This is a genomic window from Paraburkholderia sp. MM5477-R1, from assembly GCF_050436385.1.
GTDB lineage: Bacteria > Pseudomonadota > Gammaproteobacteria > Burkholderiales > Burkholderiaceae > Paraburkholderia > Paraburkholderia tuberum.
Genome location: NZ_JBNDMC010000003.1, coordinates 542569 through 564461 on the forward strand (window position 1 = coordinate 542569; position 21893 = coordinate 564461).

The 21893-nt window shown below is 64.5% G+C and carries 19 protein-coding genes; 1 reads left to right on the top strand and 18 read right to left on the bottom strand.

The genetic code is table 11. The annotated features are described in order from the left end of the window. Positions 1–37: 37 nt before the first annotated feature. The 16 genes from OKW35_RS05800 to OKW35_RS05875 all read right to left on the bottom strand — a co-directional run bounded on the left by OKW35_RS05800 (position 38) and on the right by OKW35_RS05875 (position 18561). Positions 38–778 carry an SDR family oxidoreductase gene (locus tag OKW35_RS05800; protein ID WP_429551467.1) on the bottom strand — a complete coding sequence of 247 codons (741 nt, stop codon included), beginning with the start codon at positions 776–778 and terminating at the stop codon, positions 38–40. Then, a complete protein-coding gene (locus OKW35_RS05805; RefSeq protein WP_429551468.1) occupies positions 775–2091 on the bottom strand; it encodes an FAD-binding oxidoreductase in 1317 nt (438 codons plus the stop codon). The genes OKW35_RS05800 and OKW35_RS05805 overlap by 4 nt, the downstream gene beginning before the upstream one ends. A 3-nt stretch (positions 2092–2094) precedes the next feature. Beyond that, entirely contained in the window at positions 2095–3519 is a 1425-nt protein-coding gene (locus OKW35_RS05810) for a UbiA family prenyltransferase (protein WP_429551469.1), read from the bottom strand. A 354-nt stretch (positions 3520–3873) separates the two neighbouring features. Further along, entirely contained in the window at positions 3874–5007 is a 1134-nt protein-coding gene (locus OKW35_RS05815; RefSeq protein WP_429551470.1) for a glycosyltransferase, read from the bottom strand. After that, complete coding sequence (locus tag OKW35_RS05820; protein WP_429551471.1) at positions 5004–6257, bottom strand: glycosyltransferase; 1254 nt, start codon at positions 6255–6257, stop codon at positions 5004–5006. Before OKW35_RS05820 ends, OKW35_RS05815 begins: the two co-directional genes overlap by 4 nt. Further along, the gene (wecB, locus tag OKW35_RS05825) at positions 6250–7371 is read right to left on the bottom strand and encodes a non-hydrolyzing UDP-N-acetylglucosamine 2-epimerase (RefSeq protein WP_429551472.1); all 1122 of its coding nucleotides are present in this window, start codon (positions 7369–7371) and stop codon (positions 6250–6252) included. Before wecB ends, OKW35_RS05820 begins: the two co-directional genes overlap by 8 nt. Then, positions 7368–8945, bottom strand: a complete 1578-nt coding sequence (locus tag OKW35_RS05830; RefSeq protein ID WP_429551473.1) for a polysaccharide deacetylase — start codon at positions 8943–8945, stop codon at positions 7368–7370. Before OKW35_RS05830 ends, wecB begins: the two co-directional genes overlap by 4 nt. Further along, on the bottom strand, positions 8942–10324 hold the full coding sequence (locus OKW35_RS05835) for a phenylacetate--CoA ligase family protein (protein WP_429356693.1): 1383 nt from the start codon (positions 10322–10324) through the stop codon (positions 8942–8944). The genes OKW35_RS05830 and OKW35_RS05835 overlap by 4 nt, the downstream gene beginning before the upstream one ends. A gap of 190 nt (positions 10325–10514) precedes the next feature. Beyond that, on the bottom strand, positions 10515–11291 hold the full coding sequence (locus OKW35_RS05840) for an ABC transporter ATP-binding protein (protein ID WP_429551474.1): 777 nt from the start codon (positions 11289–11291) through the stop codon (positions 10515–10517). Between the two features lie 4 nt (positions 11292–11295). Continuing rightward, the gene (locus OKW35_RS05845) at positions 11296–12114 is read right to left on the bottom strand and encodes an ABC transporter permease (RefSeq protein WP_429356691.1); all 819 of its coding nucleotides are present in this window, start codon (positions 12112–12114) and stop codon (positions 11296–11298) included. A gap of 1 nt (position 12115) precedes the next feature. Further along, a complete protein-coding gene (locus tag OKW35_RS05850; RefSeq protein ID WP_429551475.1) occupies positions 12116–13531 on the bottom strand; it encodes a mannose-1-phosphate guanylyltransferase/mannose-6-phosphate isomerase in 1416 nt (471 codons plus the stop codon). 286 nt (positions 13532–13817) lie between these two features. After that, complete coding sequence (gene rfbD, locus OKW35_RS05855; protein WP_429551476.1) at positions 13818–14744, bottom strand: dTDP-4-dehydrorhamnose reductase; 927 nt, start codon at positions 14742–14744, stop codon at positions 13818–13820. Between the two features lie 9 nt (positions 14745–14753). Next, on the bottom strand, positions 14754–15305 hold the full coding sequence (gene rfbC, locus OKW35_RS05860) for a dTDP-4-dehydrorhamnose 3,5-epimerase (RefSeq protein WP_429335841.1): 552 nt from the start codon (positions 15303–15305) through the stop codon (positions 14754–14756). Further along, a complete protein-coding gene (gene rfbA / locus OKW35_RS05865) occupies positions 15290–16183 on the bottom strand; it encodes a glucose-1-phosphate thymidylyltransferase RfbA (protein ID WP_429356687.1) in 894 nt (297 codons plus the stop codon). The genes rfbC and rfbA overlap by 16 nt, the downstream gene beginning before the upstream one ends. 10 nt (positions 16184–16193) lie before the next feature. After that, entirely contained in the window at positions 16194–17255 is a 1062-nt protein-coding gene (rfbB, locus tag OKW35_RS05870; RefSeq protein WP_184065108.1) for a dTDP-glucose 4,6-dehydratase, read from the bottom strand. Positions 17256–17649: 394 nt separating this feature from the next. Then, positions 17650–18561, bottom strand: a complete 912-nt coding sequence (locus OKW35_RS05875; RefSeq protein ID WP_429551477.1) for a GDP-mannose 4,6-dehydratase — start codon at positions 18559–18561, stop codon at positions 17650–17652. 234 nt (positions 18562–18795) lie between these two features. Here OKW35_RS05875 and OKW35_RS05880 point away from each other — a divergent pair, with 234 nt between their 5' ends. After that, entirely contained in the window at positions 18796–19668 is an 873-nt protein-coding gene (locus tag OKW35_RS05880; RefSeq protein ID WP_429551478.1) for a symmetrical bis(5'-nucleosyl)-tetraphosphatase, read from the top strand. Between the two features lie 36 nt (positions 19669–19704). On the opposite strand, the gene OKW35_RS05885 is transcribed toward OKW35_RS05880, so the two are convergent. Beyond that, positions 19705–20562: a lysophospholipid acyltransferase family protein gene (locus OKW35_RS05885; protein WP_429551479.1), complete on the bottom strand. Its 858-nt coding sequence runs from the start codon at positions 20560–20562 to the stop codon at positions 19705–19707. A gap of 38 nt (positions 20563–20600) precedes the next feature. Beyond that, positions 20601–21881 carry a dihydroorotase gene (locus OKW35_RS05890; RefSeq protein ID WP_429551480.1) on the bottom strand — a complete coding sequence of 427 codons (1281 nt, stop codon included), beginning with the start codon at positions 21879–21881 and terminating at the stop codon, positions 20601–20603. Positions 21882–21893: the final 12 nt, after the last annotated feature.

Genomic DNA, 21893 nt, shown 5'->3' on the forward strand with positions numbered 1-21893 from the left:
AGATGAAACGAATATCCGCCGCGCGGCCGGCAACGCATTACAGCGATAGCCGCTTGAACACGCGGCCCGGGATGGAGCGAATGATCAGCATGATGCCCCCCCAGAACCACGGCGTATAAACGACATCTCTGCCCTTCTCCACCGCGCGCACGATATCGCCAGCAACCTTGTCAGCCGTGGCCACGAGCGGCCCCGGCAACGGCAATCCCGCCGTCATCGGCGTGGCGACGAAGCCTGGCTTGATCGTCACGACATGCGCGCCTACCTTGAACAGGCGAGCCCGCAAGCCCTCGCAAAAAGCCGACAGCGCCGCTTTCGCGCTGCCGTACAGATAGTTCGACTGACGCCCGCGATCGCCGGCAACCGACGAAATGACCGCGATCGTGCCGCGTCGCTGCAGCTCGATCACATTCGCAAAGCGCGTCAGCAGCGCGATGACCGATACCGCATTGGTGTTGAACTCGCGCACCGCAACGTCGACATCGTTCTGGCAAGCCTGCTGGTCCGGCAGCGTGCCGGGCGCGACCAGCACGATATCCAGCGCGCCGAACTCGGCCGCGCAGCGCTGCATCATCGCCGCGTGTTCGCCCAACTGATCGATGTCCAACTGCTGGCACAGCACGGTCTGCGCGCCGCGTGCGGTGAGGTCGTCGGCGACCTGCTGCAAGCGCTCCGCATTGCGCGCGACGAGAAAAAACCGCGCGCCCTGTTTGGCCCACTGCCGGGCGCAGCCAATGGCAATCGCCGACGTGGCGCCTACGATAACGATATTTTTCATACTCGAGTGGTTCGTTCCCAAAAGCGTGACAGCAAGGCCGGGTCACGCAGAGCCTCGACCTGTTCCCATTGCGGGTACGCAACGCGAAAATCTTCGCCCGACATATGGGCGTCCTTGGCCGGATACAGGCGGCCGCCGCTCTCCCGCACGATCGTGTCGAGCCGTTCGAACAGCTTGCGATTCGATGCCTCGCGCTGCGGAAAATCCAGAGCCAGCGACGTGCCCTCCAGCGGAAACGACAGCAGCCCCGGTGAGCCGATATGTCCGCAGCGCTTCAACACCGCGAGTATCGACCCCGTGCCGCTGCGGGCGATCGCGTCGAGAATCGCCCGAGTCGCATCGCGTGCGGCCGGCGCCGGCATCACACATTGATACTGCTGAAACCCCGATCGCCCATAAATACGATGCCACTCGAGCAAGCTGTCGAGCGGATAGAAATACGAATCGTAGCTGACCGTCGACTTCACCTCGTCGACGCGTTGCCGCCGATAGTACAACTCGTTGAATGCGCGCAGGGTCAGCCGATTGAAGATGGGAATCGGCGACGTGAAAGGCACCGTACGCGTCTTGCGGCGTTCAACTTCGAGCCGCCCGCCGGATGCGTGATCGCCGACCATGAAGATGCCTCTGCCCAACGCGGCATCGCGGCTCTGGCAGTCCACCCAGGCGACGCTGTACTCGTGCAACTCATCGAGCCGCTCGGACAGCGCAAAGAATTCGTCGAGGTTGGCGAAGCGGATGCTGGTCACGTCGAGCATGCTCGACTTGATCGGCATCAACTGGATTTCCGCCCAACTGATCAGCCCGGTCATTCCCAAGCCGCCAATCGTCGCGGCAAAAAACTCCGGATGCGAGTCCGGCGCGCACTCGAACTGCGTGCCGTCGCTACGCAGCAGGCAGAAACGCCGCACATGCCGGCCAAACGTACCGCGGACATGATGGTTCTTGCCGTGTACGTCGTTGGCAATCGCGCCGCCGAGCGTCGCGTACTTCGTGCCTGGCGTGACCGGCAGCATCCATCCGCGCGGAACCGCGACGTCCAGAATCTGCTCGAGCGTGATGCCGGGCTCGGCGCGCAAAATGCCGCTTTGCCAATCGGCGGAAATCAGCCGGTCCAGCGGCAGCGTCTGGATCACGTGTCCCGACGACGCGAGGCAACTGTCGCCATAGCTGCGCCCATTGCCGAACACGAGCGTCGTGCGTTGCTGGTCTCCCACGCCGCGCCATACCGAAGCTGCCGAATCGCGCCACGCGATCGGATGGGTATCTTGCGGAACGTACGGATAGCGCCCCCAGGATTGGACTTTGGACATCGCCTAGATCGCCATCCAGAACACGATGCCGCACAGCGCGATGACCAGCCAGCTGCCCCGATCTTTCGCGGCGAAGACGATCGGATCGTCATCCATCTTGCCACGATGAGCGATGATCCATGTCCGGCTTACCCAGTAAAGCAGCAAAGGACAGGCGATCCAAATGAACTCCGGATGCCGGTACAGGCTCGTCGTGTTGCCGTCCTGAATGTAAAGCGCGAGAACCAGCACCGAAAGATAGCCGGAGGCTGCCCCAAGCGACGAAATCAGCGAGAGATCGCTCGCGATATAGCCCCGCCCGCGCGACTTCACGAGGCCACGCTCCTGTAGTGCATGCAATTCCGCATATCGCTTGACCAGCGCCAGGCTCAGAAAAATAAACATCGAAAACGCCAGCAGCCAGAAGGTGAGCCGTGCGTCGATCGCGGCGCTTCCGGCGATGATTCGCGTCGTATAGAGCGAGGCCAGAACAACGACATCCACCATGACGCGCCGCTTCAGATAGAACGAGTAAGCGAGCGTGAGTATGTAGTAGCCGAGCAATACCAATGCGAACTTGTGCGGCAGACAGAACCATGCAACCGCGCCACCTAACACCAGTAGAACAGGAAAGAGCGTCGCGCCCCAGATGAGCGGCAATGCGCCGGATGCAAGGGGTCTTTTACGTTTTGTCGGATGATGCCGGTCGTCTTCAAGATCGAGCAGGTCGTTCAGCAAATAGACGCTCGACGCACACAGGCCGAAGGCAAAAAAGGCGAGAATCGCGGCAATGACCAGAGCCGGATCCGACAGTTGGTGCGCCGCCAGCAACGGAACGAATATCAGCAGGTTCTTCAGCCACTGGTGCAGCCGCAACGATTTCGCCCACGTCTTCGACCGCGCGGTACGTTCGTCGATCACGCGCTTGACATTGCCGTGTTTGCGCGCGGCGCGCTCCACCCCGCTCGATGGATTGACGACGTAAGCGCGCTCGGCGGCCTCCCAGACCGCGACGTCGTCATGCGAATTTCCCGCGTAATCGAAGCCTTTTTCGCCGAATTCCGCAACCAGCCTGTCGCGCTTGCGATGCGCGGACAGATTGATATCGCCGTCCGTGGCAAAGATTTTATCGAATAGTCCGAGATGATCGGCGATGGCATTCGCATAGCGCCGATGGCTCGCGGTCGCCAATACGAGCGTACGCCCCGTGGCCCGCTCCTCCTTCAGCCACTCGATCACGGCGGAATCGTAAGGCAGAACGGTAACGTCGATATCGGTGGCCTCGGCCAGACGGGCTTTCAGCCCCGCCTTGCCCTCGCGCATGAGCCATAGAAGCGGCTCATAGAAACGGTGCGGCGCGGACCGGGTGAACGCAAAGCCGCATTCGATCAGGACGTCTGAGCGAATGAGCGTTCCATCAAGGTCGACAACGAGGGGTTTGCTGCTCATTCAGTTGTCCGCCGCAAGGGAGAAAACAAGGTGAAAAACCATGCGATAACGAGAAATGCGGATAGAAAATCCTGTAGAAATCCGTTCTGACACGGTGCCTGGTCGAATCGAACCGCAAAAGCCGGCTACTCCACCCGCGTAGGCGCGCGCCACTTTACTATCTCGGCACTCGCCTCACAACTCGCCTCGAAGTCATTTAATTCCGCCGAGTTGTAATGGAGGCGATAATCGGCGCCTGTTCTATGCAGACTCGGCAAATACTACAACATTTGATACGCACGACGGTTCGGGCAAATAAGACGGATTGAGCGCCATCGCACCATCCTCGAACGGAAAACCGAATAAGCTAAGGCCTCAGGCCGCCAATACTTCCTGATATAGCGCCTGATACGTCTCGCCCAACGCCGGTCCCGAAAACAGCCGCTCATACCGCTCGCGGGCCGCCGCCCCCATTTTGTGGGCAAGCGCTTCATCGAAAACAAGCTGCTTCATCGCGGCAGCCAGTTTTTGTGGCGCCTCGGGCGGCACGACAAACCCCGTCACCCCATCCTCGTTGACGAACGACGTCCCGGACCCCACCTCACAGCACACCATCGGTTTGCCGAACATCGCGGCTTCGACCAGCACCATCCCGAACGCTTCGGAGCGCAAATGCGAGGGCAGCACCATCGCGCGACAGCCCTCGAGCAGCGCAACCTTTTCCTCATGCGTGACCTGCCCGGCAAACACGACGTTGGTCGCGCCATGCTGGCGCGCCAAGGCGGCGAGCCGCTCGCGCTCCGGCCCCGAGCCAGCGATGACGATTTTCGCCTGCACATGCCGGGCGGCCTCGACGAGCGTATGCAGCCCCTTGTAGTAGCGCAACACGCCGAGCGCCAGAAAATACGGCTCGCCCGCCGCCAGGCCGAGCCGGCTCTCGAGCTTGCGCCGCGCGTCGAGCGGCTGCGGCTCGTCGCGATAGTCAATGATGCCGAGCGGAATCGTCTTCAAACGCTCCTTCGACACGCACGCGGCAAGCGTCTCACTGGTCCGCGCATAGGCGGCCGACGTCGCGACCACCGCGGACATGCTGCGCAGCGTGCGCCGCATCAGCGGTCCATAGACGGCGCCGAGCAGCTTCTGCCGCACGATGTCGGAGTGGTAAGTCATCACTGTCGGTTTGCTGGTGCGTCCGAGCAGATGCAATACGTCGGCGAACGGCCACGGAAAGTGGAAATGCACGACGTCGGCCCAGTCGGCCAGCTCGCGATACCTGATCACCGAGCACGGCCCGCCGAGATCGCACGATGCCGGCGCCGCCCACGATTTCTCGCGGATCACCTGCCCTTCCGGGCGTTCGACGACGGTCGGCGTCGGGCTCGGCGACAGCGTCAGAATGCGCGGTTCGACGCCGCGCTCGCGCGTCGCTAGCGCAATCTGGCGGATCGCTTCCTGCAGGCCGCCGGGCGGGTCCGGGAAGTACGTGCGGTACACATGAACGACCCTCACGTGCGCACCTCAGCGCCGTGTGGCCGCGCGCTGCCGCCGCCCGCCTGCGGGAAGTGGAAGGTGATCGCCAGTATCTTGTCCAGCCGCGCTTCCCACGTGTTCTCGCCAACCGCCGCGCGCGCTTCCTCCACGCTCAGCTTGCCGCGTGCAAGCTGTTTCTCGATCGCCGCGATGAACGCGTCGGCATCGCTGCCCACTTCGAGCCCCGCGCGCGGTTCCTTCGCGAAATCGAGCGGCGTCGATACGACCGGCAGACCGGCCGCGAGATATTCGTAGAACTTCATCGGAAACATCGAGTGCGTGTATTCGTTGATCAGCGTCGGCAACACACCGACCCGCATGCCGCGCAGATACTGCGGCAGCACACGATACGGCCGGTAGCCGAGCAGATGCACGTTCGGCAGACGCTTGAGCTGCGCGAGCAGGTCGCTGCGCTGCCCTTCGCGCTCCTCGCCGATGATCACCCATTGCCACTGCGGCCGCGCCTGCGCGGTTTGCAGCAGCAACGGCAGATCGACCTTGAAGTCCGACAGCACGCCGTGATACACGAGCCGCGGCTCGTCGATCGCGGCGAGCTCGGCGGGCAGCGGCCCGTCCGCGCGCGCCGCGCCGAAGTGCGCTTCATCGACGACGTTGCCGAAGAAATGCGTATTGGGGTTAAACGGCAGGCACACGTCCTTCAGCGACTGCGCAGTCGTGAATACCGCCTCGCAGCGCCCGAGCAGGTCCTGCTGGGCATTGCGGAACGCGTCGACGTCGACGCCCGGAATCGCCGCGATATCGTCGACGCAGTGGTAGACCAGCGGCCCGCGCGGCAGCGTCGCGATCGCATCGAGCATGTACGGGTGGTACGTCCACACGACCGGCTTGTCGTAGCGATGCGACCTCGCGAAGCGGTTCACCGAAAAACGCAACATCGCCTGATTCAGCGAGCGCACGAACGGCAGATGATGCCCGGCCGGCACCATCAGCGGCGACAGCACCCAGATGTTGTCGGCGCGGCGCGGCGGGCCGAGCACGAGCGACTGCACGCCGCGCCACAGACGTCGCCACAGGCGCGACCAGTCGCGGCCGCTGGCCACTTTCGGCGAGCGGAAGCCAACGCTTTCCACATACAGAATCCGCCAGCCGCGCGCGGCGAGGATGCTCGCCGTGTGCTGCTTGTTGGTCCAGTACGGCTCGTCCCAGTCGGCGGTCGAAAACAGCACGCAGTCTTGCGGGGCCAGCACGGGGTTCTTGCCGTCAGCCAACGAACACCTCGACCGGTCGGCCGCGCAGGCTGTCGACGATGCGTCGTGAGGCCAGTCCGTCGCCGTACGGATTCGCGCGATCGCGCAGCGCCGCACGCCGCGCGGGATCGTCGAGCCAGCCGATCACCGCGCTTTCGATGCTCGCCGCGCTCTGGCCCGCGAGCGTCGCGAAGCCGGCGTCGACGCCTTCGCGGCGCTCGGTGTGATTGCGCATCACGACGACCGGCACGCCGAAGGTTGGCGCTTCTTCCTGGATGCCGCCCGAATCGCTGACCACGACGGCGCTGCCGCTGATCAGATAAAGGCTCGTCGGATAGTCGACCGGCTCGATCAGCGCGAGGTTCGGGATGCCATCGAGCTCGCGATGCACGGGCTCGCGCACGGCCGGGTTCAGATGCACGGGGAACACCCAGCGGTAATCGCTATAGCGCTGACACAGGTCGCGCAGCACGCGGCAGATGTCCTGCAGCACGTCGCCGAAATTCTCGCGCCGATGGCAGGTGACGAGCACGTGCTGCTGCTGCGCGCCATGCCATGCGGGCAGCGGACTCGCCGGCGGCGTGACGCTCCAGCTCGCGCGCACTTCGCCGATCGCATCGACGACCGTGTTGCCGGTCACGACGATCTTCTCTGGCGCGACGCCTTCGCTGAGCAGGCTGTCGCGCGCGCGCGAGGTCGGCGCGAAATGCAGCGTCGCGATGCGGCCGAGCAGGCTGCGGTTCGCTTCCTCGGGAAACGGACTCGCCAGATCGCCGGTGCGCAGCCCCGCCTCGACGTGACCGACGCGGATGCCGCGCTGGAACGCCGCGAAGCCCGCGCAGAACGCGGTCGTCGTGTCGCCCTGCACGATCACCCAATCGGGACGTGTTTCGTCGAGCGCGCGATCGAGCGCGGCGATCAGGCGCGACGCGAGCGCGTTCAGCGATTGACCCGGTTGCATCGTTTCGAGCGTGATGTCCGGTTCGATGCCGAAGAATTCGAGCGCCTGCGCCGCCATGTCCCTGTGCTGCCCGCTCGCGCAGACGATCGTGTCGAACTCGCTGCGCAGCGCTCGCACGAGCGGTGCGAGCTTGATGACCTCGGGCCGCGTGCCCATCACCACCATGACTTTCATTGCAGTGCTTTCCCCGTCTCGACCTTGGTATGAGCGCCCCGGAACTCGACGCCGAGCGCGAGCGGCGTCGTGTCGGCGAAGGGCGTGACGACGCGAAAGACGCCGTCGTGTTCGACGATCTGCGCGAGCGAGCGCAAGCGCAGGAAATCGAGCGCGGCTTCCTCGTGCAGGAACAGCGGCCGTTGGGCCTTGCCGCGCATGTAGGCGATCAACTGCTCGTGCGCGTCGATGCGCGCCGCCTCGTCGGTCCAGCCGTACGCGTAGCGCTCGGAGAACGGATGGTCGAGATAGCCGAACAGCGTGTTGGTCGCGTACGCGGTGTCGAAGGCCTGCTTGAAGATCGCGAGCGGATCGCCCTCTTTCAGCATGCAGTCGCCGTGCAGCATGCACTGTTGGCTGTGACCGACGAAGCCCGCCGGCAAGCCGGCCAACGCGCCGCCGCGTGCGCTCAGAAACTCCGGATCGTTGCGGATGATGCCGCCGATGCAGCCCGCGTAGCCCGCGTCGATCAGGCCGCGCATCGCGTACGGCGGCGACTGGTGAAACGGCGACACCGCGTAGCGCACCGGCACGCCGGTCGCGCGTTCGAGCAGTTCGGCCGATTGCACGCCTTCCGCGATCGCGGTGTCGTAGCTGCCGCCCCAGTTCGGCGAGTGCGTCGCCGTGTGCGACAGCACCGCGCCCTGCTGCCGGTCGGCAAGCAGTTCGCGCAGGATGTCGTGCTGGCCGCCGCGTTGCAGGTTCTGCGTATGCACGGCGAGCGTGAACGGCACGCCGAGACGCCGGTACGCGTGCCACAACGGGCGCGCCGATTCGACGTCCTCGTCGCAATCGAGCCGCGACGTGATCGCCGCGTCGTAACCCCACGGGAGTTCGCTCAGCACCGGCTGACACGGCAGCGCATCGGCCCGGTAGCCCGACAGAAACTGCTCGACGAGGCGCCATTCGAACGAATCGCATGGGCCGACCGGCCGGTTGAACCACAGCACGGCCGATGCGCCCGCATCCCACAGCGCCGCGTACGCGAACCGCCGGTCGCCGTTCACGACGACCGCGGCCAGCTCCGCTTCGGCCGGAACTTCGGGCGCCTGCGCGAGCGCCCAGATCGAGCCGTCGGCGCGAATCGCGCCGTAGCCGAGGTTGTTCCATTCGTCGGTGAAATCGAAGCGCTCGAACGGGCGATGCCATGGCGCGCCGCCGAGTGTCTGCGCGAGCGCACCGTAGCGCACCGCCGCCGCGCTTTCGCGCGACTCGCCCGAAGGCGCCGTTGCACTGCGGCTCGCTTGCGAGAGGTCGGCGGGCAACGCCGCGGGCCGATAACGCAGATAGTCCGCGAGCGCGATCGGCATATGGCCGAACACGATCAGCTTGCGCGGCCGCGCCTGCACGAACGCGATCAGGTCGGCGCTCCACGCATCGGGCGCGTCGACCGCGACCACGACGTCGGGCGCGATCTCGTGCAGCATGTTGCGCGCAATCGCCTGGGCCTGGGTCGCGCTGACCGAGCGCCGCAGCGCCGCCAGCACGTATTGGCCGGCGTCGGCGCGCGCATCGGGATACGCGACGCCGATCATGCGCTCACCACGTGACGGAATTTGGCGCGACTGCCCACGCGCACGAAATCGTCGTGACCGACGTAGGCGATCGTGAACGCGTCCTGCCAGAAGTGGCGCAGCTTCGCGGTGGTGTCCTCCGCGTTCGCGTGCGGTTCGAGCACGATGCGCAAAGTGGGCGGCGTCGTGCGCAGATCGATCTGGAATTCCTGGATGCCGCCGACGCGATGATCGAGCATGTCCTGGATGTGGTGCGTCGGATGCGCGACGCCGTTGATCGGCACGACGTCGTGAATCCGGCCGACCACGTCGGTCAGGAAAAAGCCCTTCTCCGTCTCCTGCACACGCGCGAGGTCGCCGGTCGTGTAGCGGATCAACGGCATCAGCCGGTTGCGGAACCCGGTGAACACGAGCTCGTGCGCGCCGTCGGGGTTGTCCGGCGCGACGCGGCTTTCCGGCCAGCCTTCCGATTCGAGGATCTGGAAGCCGCCTTCGTGACCGTCGAGCTCATAGGCCATCACACCGAGCTCGGCGAGGCCGTAGCGGTCGATCACGCGGCAGCGCAACGCCTTCGCGATCATCTCGCGCGCATGCGGCTCGAGCAGCTCGCCGCTCGACTCGAACACCTGGAACGCGTTGCCGCCGCCGTACTTGCGCTCGACATAGCAGGCGAGCGCGTACATCGTCGACGGATGCGAGTGCGCGAGATACGGGCGGCGGCGCTTCAGCGTGCGCCACATTTCCTCGAGGCCGTGATCGTCGATGCGGTCGAAGAAGACATTGCTGCGATTCATCGCGAAGCATTTGAAGTCTTCGCGCGACGGCCACTCGGACACGACCTGATCCGGGAAACGGCACGCGAAGTGCAACTCCGAGCGATGGCGCAGCTTGCCGATCCGCTCGCGGCAATAGTTGGTGACCGCCGACGAATAATCGGCGCCTTCCTGGTCGTAGTAAATCGTCGTGGAGAGGCCGGTCGAGCCACCGGTCTTGCACGCGTGGTGCTTGCCAGCCTCGAGCGGTCCCGACAGGAGACGCGGACCCTGCTCGCGGATGATGTCCTTGGTCAGATACGGCAGTTCTTCGAGGTAGCGCGGGTCGTTCCTGACCTTGGCGGAATCGAACTGCTTCGCCTGGAACAGGTCGCGATAGTAAGGCACCTTCGCGCCGGCGAATTCGAGCGTGGCGACGAGCCGTTCGAGCGCGATGCGGCGGCGATGCGGCATCGGCAGCGAATAGTGCTCGCGCAGCTCGCGGATTTTCGGGCGCACGTTGCGCTTTTCGGCGTTCTCCGCAATCGGATACGCGATATAGCCGCCCGCGAAACCCTTCAGCGTGCGAAACGGCTGACGCACCAGCAGGGATTCGGAGTAGCGCAGAAATGGGTGATTAGCTCGCATCAAATTCGAACCTTGTTACGCCTCGGGATTGGCCACGAGGGTGTTGCTGAACTGCGGGACTGGCTTGCGCCGGGGCGCGGTTTAGCCGATGAACCGATGGCTTTGCCTGCCGCTGTCGCGCTCGCAGCTCGCGCGTCGGCGCGCATGCGGCAGGCGCAGCATGCGCCGCGCCGGTCGCGCGCCGGCGTGCTCAGTGCGGCAACTGCGCGGTGTGGCTGATGAGCGGCTCGTCGGATTTTTCCGACGGCAGCACGGCTTCGTCGGCGACCATCTTGCCGTGTTCCATCGAGATCTTGCGGGTGCACACGCGCGCGACCAGCGACGGATCGTGCGACGCCACCACCAGCAGCGCCGCCTTGCCGACGAGGCCTTCCAGACGCTCGGCCGCCTTCACGCTGAACTCGGCGTCGCCGACGCTCAGCCATTCGTCCATGATCAGGATGTCGGCTTCGACGCTCGTCGAGATCGCGAACGCGAGGCGCAGCATCATCCCGCTCGAATAGGTGCGCACCGGCAGATTCAGGTAATCGCCAAGTTCGCTGAAGTCGGCGATCTCGTCGATCTTGCCGCGGATGCGCGCGGGCTTCAGCCCGTCGAGAATGCCGCGCAGATAGATGTTTTCGAAGCCGGTCGCGTCGGGGTCTAGGCCCATCGACACGTCGAGCAGCGACGCGATCTTGCCCCGCACCTTCAGCTCGCCGCGCACCGGCGCATAGACGCCCGACAGCGTGCGCAACAGCGTCGTCTTGCCCGAGCCGTTGTGGCCGATCAGGCCGATGCGCTCGCCTTCGCTGAAGGTGAAGCTCAGGTCGTCGATCGCGCGGACGATCGCATGGCGACCCGCGTCCTGGCCGATCCGGCCGCCCGTCGTCAAATTGAGCACCGCCTTTTTCAGCGAGCGATGCGAGTTCTCGTAAATCGGAAATTCGACGGAGATGTTACGAGCGACAATCGATGAAGAACTCACAATATCAAAGCCAGTAAGGAACGCGATTACGGAAACGCTTCATCAGGATCTGCGCGAACGCAAAGCCGACGATCAAGAGACCAATCGACCACGCCCACGACTCCCAGTGGGTCGGGCGGCCGGTGAGCGGCGCGCGCACCGTTTCGATCAGGTGATAGAGCGGGTTGTAGTCGGCGACCCACGCGCGGTCCTTCAGGATTTCCGGCGACCACATGACCGGCGTGAAGAAGAACACGACCTGGATCAGGTTCGTGACGATCGGCGGAATGTCGCGAAAGCGTGCGCACAGCACGCCGAGCGTGACGCCGAGCCACACGCCGTGCAGCAGCAGGACCACGAGCGCGAACGGCACCAGCACGATTTCCCAGCCCGGCCAGTGACCGAACACGAACAGCAGCACGACGACGACCGGCAGGCTATGCAGCAGGATCACGAAGTTGCGCCACGCGATGCGGCATACGTGGACCGTCAGCGGCAGCCTGATCTGCTTGATCAGATAGGCCGAGCCGATAAAGGCCATGCAGCCCTCGTTGGCGACCGACGCCAGATACGCCCACACGACGAGACCCACCGCCAGATACGGCAGATAGTCGGAGAGTTCCTGGTGCAGCAGCGTCGAGTACAACGCGCCGAGCACGACCACCATGATGATCGTGCTGAGCGTGAACCAGAACGGCCCGAGCACCGAGCGGCGATAACGCTGCCGGATGTCGTGCCAGCCGAGCGTGCCCCAGACCCGCACCGCTTTCATGCCGACCAGCAGGTCGTCGCGCTCGTTGTGACGTGTCAGGTCTTCCGAGTCGTTGGTAAAACTGATATCCATCTCAAGTACGTCCGTAAATGTCTTCGAAGCGAACGATATCGTCTTCGCCCAGATATTCGCCGCTTTGCACTTCGATCATCACGAGCTCGACGACGCCCGGATTTTCGAGGCGATGTTTGTGACCCGCCGGGATATAGGTCGACTCGTTGGTCGACACGAAGAACTCTTTTTCGCCGTTGACGACCTTCGCCATGCCGCTCACCACGACCCAATGCTCGTTGCGGTGATGATGCATCTGCAGGCTCAGGCTCGCGCCCGGCTTCACCTCGATGCGCTTGATCTTGAAGCGCGGCCCCTCTTCGAGCACCGAGTACGTGCCCCACGGCCGATGCACGGTGCGATGCACCTTGTACGTCTCATGGCCGCGCGACTTCAGCTCCGCGAAAATCTGCTTCACGTCCTGCGCGCGATCGCGGTGCGCGACGAGCAGCGCATCGGGCGTGTCGATCACGATCAGGTTGTCGACGCCGACCGCGCCGATCAGGCGCCCGTCGCTGCGCAGATACGAGTTCTTCACGTCGACGAGCAGCGCCTCGCCTTCGACGCGGTTGCCGCTCGCATCGGCCGGCGACAGGTCGGACAGCGCGGTCCACGAGCCGACATCGGTCCAGCCGAGGTTGCAGCACACGACCGCCGCGTGCTCGCACTTCTCCATTACCGCGTAGTCGAACGACAGCTCCGGCACCGCGCCGAAGCAGCCCGGCTCGAGACGCACCTGCGCGCCGCTCTTGCCTTCGGCGGACGGCGAATGATCCATGCATTCCGCCGCGGCATCGAGAATGGCCGGGCAATGCTTGCGCATTTCCTTCAGGATCGTGCCCGCCGTGAAGCAGAACATGCCCGAGTTCCACACGAACTTGCCCGACGCCAGATACTCGCGGGCCTTCTCCACCGACGGCTTCTCGACGAAGCGCACGACCCGCTCGCCATCGGCTTCGATATAGCCGTAGCCGGTTTCGGGCGTATCCGGATGCATGCCGAAGGTGACCACGTTGCCGGCCTGCGCAAGCGTCTGCGCACGCGCGACCGCCGCGGCGAACGCGGTTTGATCCGCGATCAGGTGATCCGCGGCGAGCACCAGCATCACGGTGTCTGCGCCATGCGCCTTCGCCGTGTGCAAGGCCGCCGTGGCAACCGCCGCGGCCGTGTTGCGGCCGAACGGTTCGAGAATGAACGAGGTCGCGACGTTCTTGCCGTTCACCTCGCGGAAATCGTCTTCGGTCTTGAAGAACAGCTCACGGTTGGTTACCGTGAGCACTTCCTTCACGCCGGGCAACGCGACCGCGCGCAGGAACGCTTTCTGCAGCAGGCTCTCGCCGTCCGCGAGACGGATGAACGGCTTCGGATGCAATTCCCGCGAGACCGGCCAGAGCCGCGATCCCGCTCCGCCGCACAGAATGATCGGTAACAAACTCACAGCTCCCTCTCGATACCGTATTTTTTACGTGGCCATACTGGCTTGCGCGCGGTTGACGCACACGTTTGCAATCTACTGCGCATAGAACGTTAAATCCGCGCCTGGAACGCCCTCGCGTCGAGCGTCATTCTACCGCCGCACCCTTTCACCATTGTCAGGGAACAATCGTTTCGATCGGTCCCGGACCACGACGCCATCATGGCGAGCGGCGTGCGCGGCAGGACATCCGATGCGAGTGTTTCCTTCGCCGCACCGACGCTCGCGAGTCCTGCGTCGAAACCGCGACTCAGGTGCGCGCCGCCGGCGACTTCGGAAAACCGTCCGTCAGACACAGCTTCAACGCGTCGCGCCAATGCGGCGCGGCCAGGCCGAACACGCGCGCCAGCTTGTCGTTCGACATTCTGGAATTGGCTGGGCGCTTCGCGGGCGTCGGGTAATCCGCGGCCGGAATCGGCAGCGTGTTCGGCCTGTTCGGCAAATCCGCGAGTTCAAAGATCGCCGACGCGAAACCGTGCCACGACGTCGAGTCGCCCGCGCACAGGTGATAGATGCCCGAACGCTCGTCCCACCACTTCGCGCCGTCTTCGGCGGCGAAGGACTGTGCGCACAGATGCGCGGTCAGCGTCGCGATCGTGTTGCACCAGGTGGGCGCGCCGAACTGGTCGGCGACCACCTTCAGCTCCGGACGATCGGCGCCGAGCCGCAACATCGTCAGCAGAAAGTTCTTGCCGCGCGTGCCGTACACCCAGCTCGTGCGCAATACGAGGTGATTCACGCCGCTCGCCGCGATTGCCTGCTCGCCCGCGAGCTTGCTGCGGCCGTAGACGTTCTGCGGATCGGTTGGATCGTCTTCGACGTACGCGCCTTCTTTCGTGCCGTTGAACACGTAGTCGGTCGAATAGTGGATCAGCGCGGCGCCGAGCTTTTTCGCTTCCTCGGCGAGCACGCCCGGTGCTTCGCCGTTGATGCGCATTGCCAGGTCGCGTTCTTCTTCGGCCTTGTCCACCGCCGTATAAGCGGCCGGATTGGCGATCAGCGCGGGACGCAGGTCGCGCACCACCGCGCGAATCTGATCGAGGTTCGACAGATCGAGCCGCGAGCGGTCGACCGCGACCACGTTGCCGAGCCCTTGCAGCGTGCGCGCGAGCTCATAGCCGAGTTGGCCATTTACGCCGGTGACGAGAATCGTCCGTTTCGCGTCGTGTGCGCTCATGCGATCCCCTTATGCGTAGACTTCGGCGTCGGCGAGACGCTTGCCCGCCGCATCCTTGGCCGCGAGCAGCGGCTCGAAGTCGACCGGCCATTCGATCCCGATCGCCGGATCGTTCCACACGATGCTGCGCTCGTGCTCGGGGAACCAATAATCCGTGGTCTTGTAGAGGAACTGCGCGGACTCCGACAGCACGACGAAGCCGTGCGCGAAACCGGGCGGCACCCACAGCTGCCGATGGTTCTCGACCGACAGCGTCACGCCGACCCACTTGCCGAAGTTCGGCGAGCTCTTGCGGATGTCGACGGCGACGTCGAACACCTCGCCCTCGACCACGCGCACGAGCTTGCCCTGCGCATGCTGGATCTGATAGTGCAGACCGCGCAGCACGCCTCTCGCCGAACGCGAATGATTGTCCTGCACGAACTCGACGCCCGGCTCGACCTTCTCGGCGAATTCGAGCGCATTGAAGCTTTCGAAAAAGAAGCCGCGCGCATCGCCGAACACCTTCGGCTCGATGATCTTGACTTCGGGCAGCGAGGTTGCGGTTACCTGGATGGCCATGCGACGTGATCCGTGAGAATGTTTTGCAGGTATTGCCCGTAGGCATTCTTCGCGAGCGGTTTGGCGAGCGCGAGCAACTGCTCGCCGTCGATCCACTGACGCCGGTACGCGATCTCTTCCGGACACGCGACCACCAGACCCTGGCGCTTTTGCAGCGTTGCGATGAAGGTCGCGGCTTCGATCAACGAATCGTGCGTGCCGGTGTCGAGCCACGCATAACCGCGGCCCATGATCTCGACGTTGAGCGCCGCGTTCGCGAGGTAGCGCGAGTTCACGTCGGTGATTTCGAGCTCGCCGCGCGGCGACGGCTTGATGTCCGCGGCGATGTCGCAGACCTGCTTGTCGTAGAAGTACAGACCCGTGACCGCGTAGTTCGAACGCGGCCTGGCGGGCTTTTCCTCGATCGACAACGCGCGGAACTGCTTGTCGAATTCGACCACGCCGTAGCGTTCCGGGTCCTGCACGTGATACGCGAACACGGTGGCGCCGTCGGTCTGATCGTCGGCGCGTTCGAGTTGCTTCGCGAGATCGTGGCCGTAGAAGATGTTGTCGCCGAGAATCAACGCCGACGGATCATTGTTCACGAACTCGCGGCCGATGATGAAGGCCTGCGCGAGTCCATCCGGCGACGGCTGCACCGCGTACCGGATGTTCATGCCCCACTGGCTGCCGTCACCGAGCATCGCCTCGAAGCGCGGCGTGTCCTGCGGCGTGGAGATGATCAGCACGTCGCGAATACCCGCCACCATCAGCGTGGACAGCGGGTAGTAGATCATCGGCTTGTCGTACACCGGCAGCAGCTGCTTGGAGACGACGTGCGTGATCGGATACAGGCGGGTGCCCGAGCCGCCCGCGAGAATAATGCCTTTGCGCGCCATTGCCGTGCCTTTACGCGCGCTGCGCGTAGTTGGTCTCGACCCACTTCCGGTATTCGCCCGAAGCGACTTCGTCGACCCATTGCTGGTTGTCGAGATACCACTGGACCGTTTTGGCGAGCCCCGTCTCGAACGTTTCCGCCGGCTTCCAGCCGAGTTCGCGCTCGAGCTTGCGGGCGTCGATCGCGTAACGGCGGTCGTGACCCGGACGATCTTTCACATAGGTGATCTGGTCGCGATACGAGCCGGCCGCCTTCGGGCGCTGCTGGTCGAGCAGGTCGCACAGCGTGTGCACGACCTCGAGATTCTTCTTCTCGTTCCAGCCGCCGACGTTGTACGTCTCGCCCGGCGTGCCGCGCGCGAGCACTTCACGGATCGCGCTGCAGTGGTCGCCGACGTACAGCCAGTCGCGCACGTTCTGCCCGTCGCCATACACGGGCAGCGGCTTGCCGCCGAGCGCGTTGGCGATCATCAGCGGAATCAGCTTTTCGGGGAACTGGTACGGGCCGTAGTTGTTCGAGCAGTTGGTGGTCAGCACCGGCAGGCCGTACGTGTGGTGGTAGGCGCGCACGAGGTGATCCGAACCGGCCTTGGTCGCCGAATAGGGGCTATTCGGCGCATAAGGCGTAGTTTCGGAGAACTGCGGATCGGTTGCCGACAGCGAGCCGAACACTTCGTCGGTCGACACGTGCAGGAAGCGAAACGCGGCGCGCTCCGCAACGCCCAGCGTGTTCCAGTAGCTGCGCGTCGCTTCGAGCAGCGTGAAGGTGCCGACGACGTTGGTTTGCACGAAATCGGCCGGACCGTGGATCGAGCGATCCACATGGCTCTCGGCCGCGAAATGCAGCACGGCGCGCGGCTTGTGCTCGGCCAATAGCGTATCGAGCGCGGCGCGATCGCAAATGTCGACGCGCGCGAAAATGTGTTTGGGATTGCCCTGTAGCGACTTCAGCGTGCCCAGGTTGCCGGCGTAGGTCAGTTTGTCTACGTTGAGCACCGCTTCGTCCGACGCATTCAGCCAGTCGAGCACGAAATTAGCGCCGATAAAGCCGGCACCGCCCGTTACCAGGATCATGTAATTCCCTTGTCGATGTTAGTGACAGGCGGCGAAGAGCTTGCGACCTGTTCACCCCGCGTGGTGTCCGTTTCTCTGGTCGTCCGTCGCGTTCCCCGGAGAGTGGACACTCAGACGCCAATTTTATGAACCCCCAATTATAAAGCCGCCCAGTGCAAAAACTAGAACCCTAACAACTTGAAACAGCTTGACAGAATTCGTTGCCGTTGGTCTGTGAAAAGGGGCTTTTCGGTGCGGTTACGCGCATTTTGGCGCCTGTGATGATGTGCACCACATACTGTGCGGCGCGGCGCGGAAAGAGTGGGAAACGAAGAAGAACGGCGAAAGCGTCATGAAAGGCCGCAAACGCGGCCCTTCGGTGCAGACCGTCAGGCGGTTGCTCGCGCGAGCGCGCTCAGGCCGCGAGCATCCAGCGCAGCGTGTCGATGAAAGGGATCGACTCGACCGCCGGCACCAGCGAATGCAATTTGGCGGGCGAACCGGCAAGCATCTTGACGTCCGTTTGCCGGACAAAGGCGGGATTGACCTGGACTTCGATGTCGTGACCGGTGAGTTCGCTCGCGGTCGTGAGGATTTCACGCAACGAATACGGCGCGCCGGTGCAGACGTTGACGATTTCGGCGGCGACATTGGAGTCGAGCAACGCCTCGTACGCGCTCGCCACATAACGCACGTCAGAGAAGTCGCGCGCGATGTCGATATTGCCGAGTTCGATCGATGCCGCGCGCCGCGCGAAGTGGCTGACGATCTTCGGCACGAGGAAGTTCACCGCCTGGCCGCGGCCGGTGTAGTTGAACGGCCGCACGATCAGGATCGGCAGGCGGTCGAACCATGTGCGCACCAGCGCTTCCATGGCCGCTTTGCTGGCCGCGTAATGATTGACCGGCATAAGCGGGAAGCTCTCGTCGATCGCGGCGCTGCTGACGTTGCCGTACACGTTCGCGCTGCTTGCGATCAGCAGCTTGCGCGGCACATGGCCGATCGCGGCACAGGCTTCGAGCAGGTTCTGCGTGCCGATCACGTTGACGCGATAAAAGTCGAGCGGATCGTTGTGCCCCACGAAGCTGATCGCGGCCAGATGCACGATGAAATCGGGCCGCACGGTGTCGAGCACGCGCCGGCAGTCTTCCGGTGAGGTGATGTCGAGTTTGACGCGTGTCGGCGTGTCGGGCTCGTCGCGGGCGGACACCGCTTCGATCACGGTATGGCCGCGCCCGGTCAGCTTCTCGACCAGATAGCGGCCGGTAAAACCGTTCGCACCGGTGACGAGCGTGCGAAATGATTGCTTCGCCGCGGAAGACGACATGCTGGCTTCGTTCACGAGAGAGTCATCCTGTTGTTGTATTGGAATCGCGCGCGGTCCATGCGTGGCTGCCGCCGTGCCGTGTTACGGCGGTGTTCCACCCGCGTCCCGCAACGTGATCGCGCGATACCCGAACCCCAAACGGGCTATTATGTCACGCTATCTTGCTGCCCTGCCCTGCCCAGCGTGGCATGCGTCGTGCAGCACCGCGCGTATCGAATCGCCTTGATTTCCTCGATGACACCCCTCAACGCTTCCAGTACCTCCGCTCCCCTCGTCCCTCTTGCTTTCGGCGATCTGCAAGGCTGCCGCGCACCGTTTCAGCGACTGCTGGCCAAAGCCGCGCCGCCGGACGGCACACCGCTGTGGTTCGCCGGCGATCTGATCAACCGCGGCCCCGACTCGCTCGACACCTTGCGCGACGTGATCGCGTTCGGCGAGCGCGCGGTGCCGGTGCTCGGCAATCACGATCTGCATCTGCTGTCGGTGTCGGCGGGGATTCGCAAGTCGAAGAAAGGCGACACGATCGAAGAGATCCTCGCCGCGCCCGATGCCGCCGATCTGCTCGAGTGGATACGCCACCGCCCGCTCGCGCATTTCGACAACGGCATGCTGATGGTGCATGCGGGCGTGCTGCCGCAATGGGATGCGGCGCTGACGCTCGAACTCGCCGACGAGTTGCAACGCGCGCTGCGTGCGCCGAACTGGAAAGAGACGCTTGCCGGCTTGTACGGCAATGAACCGAACCGCTGGAAGCCGGGCCTGAAGGGTATCGAGCGTCTGCGCGTCACGTGCAGCGCGTTGACGCGCATGCGCTTTTGCAGCGCCGATGGCGTGATGGATTTCAGCAGCAGCGGCACGCTCGTATCCACGCCGAGCGGCTGCATGCCGTGGTTCGACGTGCCGTCGCGCCAGACCGCCGACGTGACCGTCGTGTTCGGTCATTGGGCCGCGCTCGGCCTGATGTTGCGCGACAACCTGATCGGCCTCGACTCGGGTTGCGTGTGGGGGCAGAAGCTGTCGGCGGTACGGCTCGCGAATAACCCGGCTGAGCGGACGTTGACGCAAGTCGATTGCGATTCGCGCGGCGTGCCGCGCGGGGGCAACTAAACAGAAGACGGCGGCGCTGCCCGGCAGCGCCGCCGCTTAGACCGAGCGGCGCGGCTGATCGACGGGCTCGATCAGCGTTTGCGCCGTCTCAGCGGCGTCGCTCGACGACGCAGCATCTACAACGTCGCCCTCTTGCGCGACCGTCCCCGCTACTGCGTTGCCGGCCTGCATGTCCCGCAACGCGTTCGCCACCACCTGCTGAGCCTGCGCCGCGAGCACCCGGCGGTCCGCGTCCGGCGCGAGCGGTGCGCCAACATATACGTGGGCGGTCAGCGGACCGCCACGCAACAGCATGTCGAGCGAGTCGGACAACGACACGTCGTCGATATATGCGGGTGCCGTCGACTGCCGGCCCTGCGCGTCCTCGTACATGATGCACAGCGGCTGCACCGGCACACCGGCCGACACCGCGGCCTGGAACATGTTCGCGTGAAACGGCAGCAACTCGAGCCCGTTCGACGTCGTGCCTTCGGGGAACACGCACATCAGTTCACCCGCGCTGAGCCGTGCGGCGAGTTCGTGCATGATGCGCTTCGCGTCACTGCGCTTCTCGCGCTGGATGAACACCGTATCGAGCTGCTGTGCGAGCCATCCGACCACCGGCCATTGCCGGATCTCCGCCTTCGAGACGAACGGCGTCGGCCGCCACGCGTTGATTACGTAGATGTCGATCCACGAGATGTGATTGGCGACGACGAGCACGCCACGATCGAGCCGCACCGCGTCGTTATGCACGACGAGGCGCATGCCGCACAGCCGCAGCATCTTCAGTGACCACGCGCGATTGAGCGCGTGACGCCGCTCGGCGCTCGCGTTCGGAAAGCGCGTCGCGACGGTCCACATGCCGTGCAGCAGATGCGTGATGAGACGAACCTTGCGTAACGCGAGCTTCATGGCCGGAGCTTTCCTTGACTGGACCGAAACGATACCGCTCAGCGCTGTTCGTAGGCGAGCTGACCGGACACGACGGTCGCGCGCACCTGTGCCGGCAGCTCGTAGCCGAGGAACGGCGTGTTGTGCCCCTGGCTCTTCAGCGCACGCGGCTCGACGCGCCAGTGAGCGTGACGGTCGAACACGCAGAGATCGGCCACCGCGCCGAGCGCGATGCGGCCAGCCGCTTCGAGGCCGAGCACCTGCGCCGGCGCCGCGGTGATGCGATTGAGCGCGGTCGCGAGCGGCACGCCCGCTTCGTCGGCCCACTTCACCGTCAGCGACAGGAACAATTCGAGGCCGGTTGCGCCCGGCGTCGCTTCGGCGAACGGCAGCAGCTTTTCGTCGTCGTCGACCGGCGTGTGCGCGGAGCAGATCGCATCGATCGTACCGTCGACGAGGCCCGCGCGGATCGCTTCGCGATCGCGCTGCTGGCGCAGCGGCGGATCGAGCCGGAACTGCGCGTCGAAGTAACCGATGTCGAGGTCGATCAGATGCACGTGGTTCACGGTGACGTCGCACGACACCGGCAGGCCCTCGCCCTTCGCCGCGCGCACGAGCGCCACGCCCGCCGCCGACGACACATGCGACAGATGCACGCGCGCGCCGGTTACGCGTACGAGTTCAAAGATTGTATGCAGCGCGATCGTTTCGGCCGCCACCGGGACACCCGACAGCCCGAGCCGCGACGCCAGCGCGCCGCTCGCGGCGACGCCGCCCTTGCCCAGATACGCATCGACGGGACGCAGCCACACGGTGAAATCATAGGTCTTCGCGTATTGCAGCGCGCGCATCAGCACCTGGGTATCGACGATCGGCGTGTCGGCCTGCGAGAAGCCGACGCAGCCCGCCTCGGTCAGTTGGACCATCTCGGTGATGGTCTGCCCCTTGAGACCGACCGTCAGCGCGCCGAGCGGATACACGTGCGCCTTGTTCTGATTGCGCGCGCGGAACTTCAGCATTTCGACGAGGCCCGGTTCGTCGAGCGTCGGATCGGTGTCCGGCGGACATACGAGGCTCGTCACGCCGCCCGCGAGCGCCGCGGCCATTTCCGAGCCTAGCGTCGCCTTGTGCTCGTAGCCCGGCTCGCGCAAACGCGCGCACAGGTCGACGAGACCCGGCGCGATCGACAGACCGCGCGCGTCGAGCGTGCGCTCCGCCTGGAAGCCGGCCGGCGCGTTGCCCAAGGCGGCGATCTTGCCCGCCTCGATAAAGATGTCCTGCTGCTGTTCGGTGCCCGCTGCCGGATCGATCAGCGTGCCGCCTTGAATATGAATCTTCATGCGCTGCCTTTG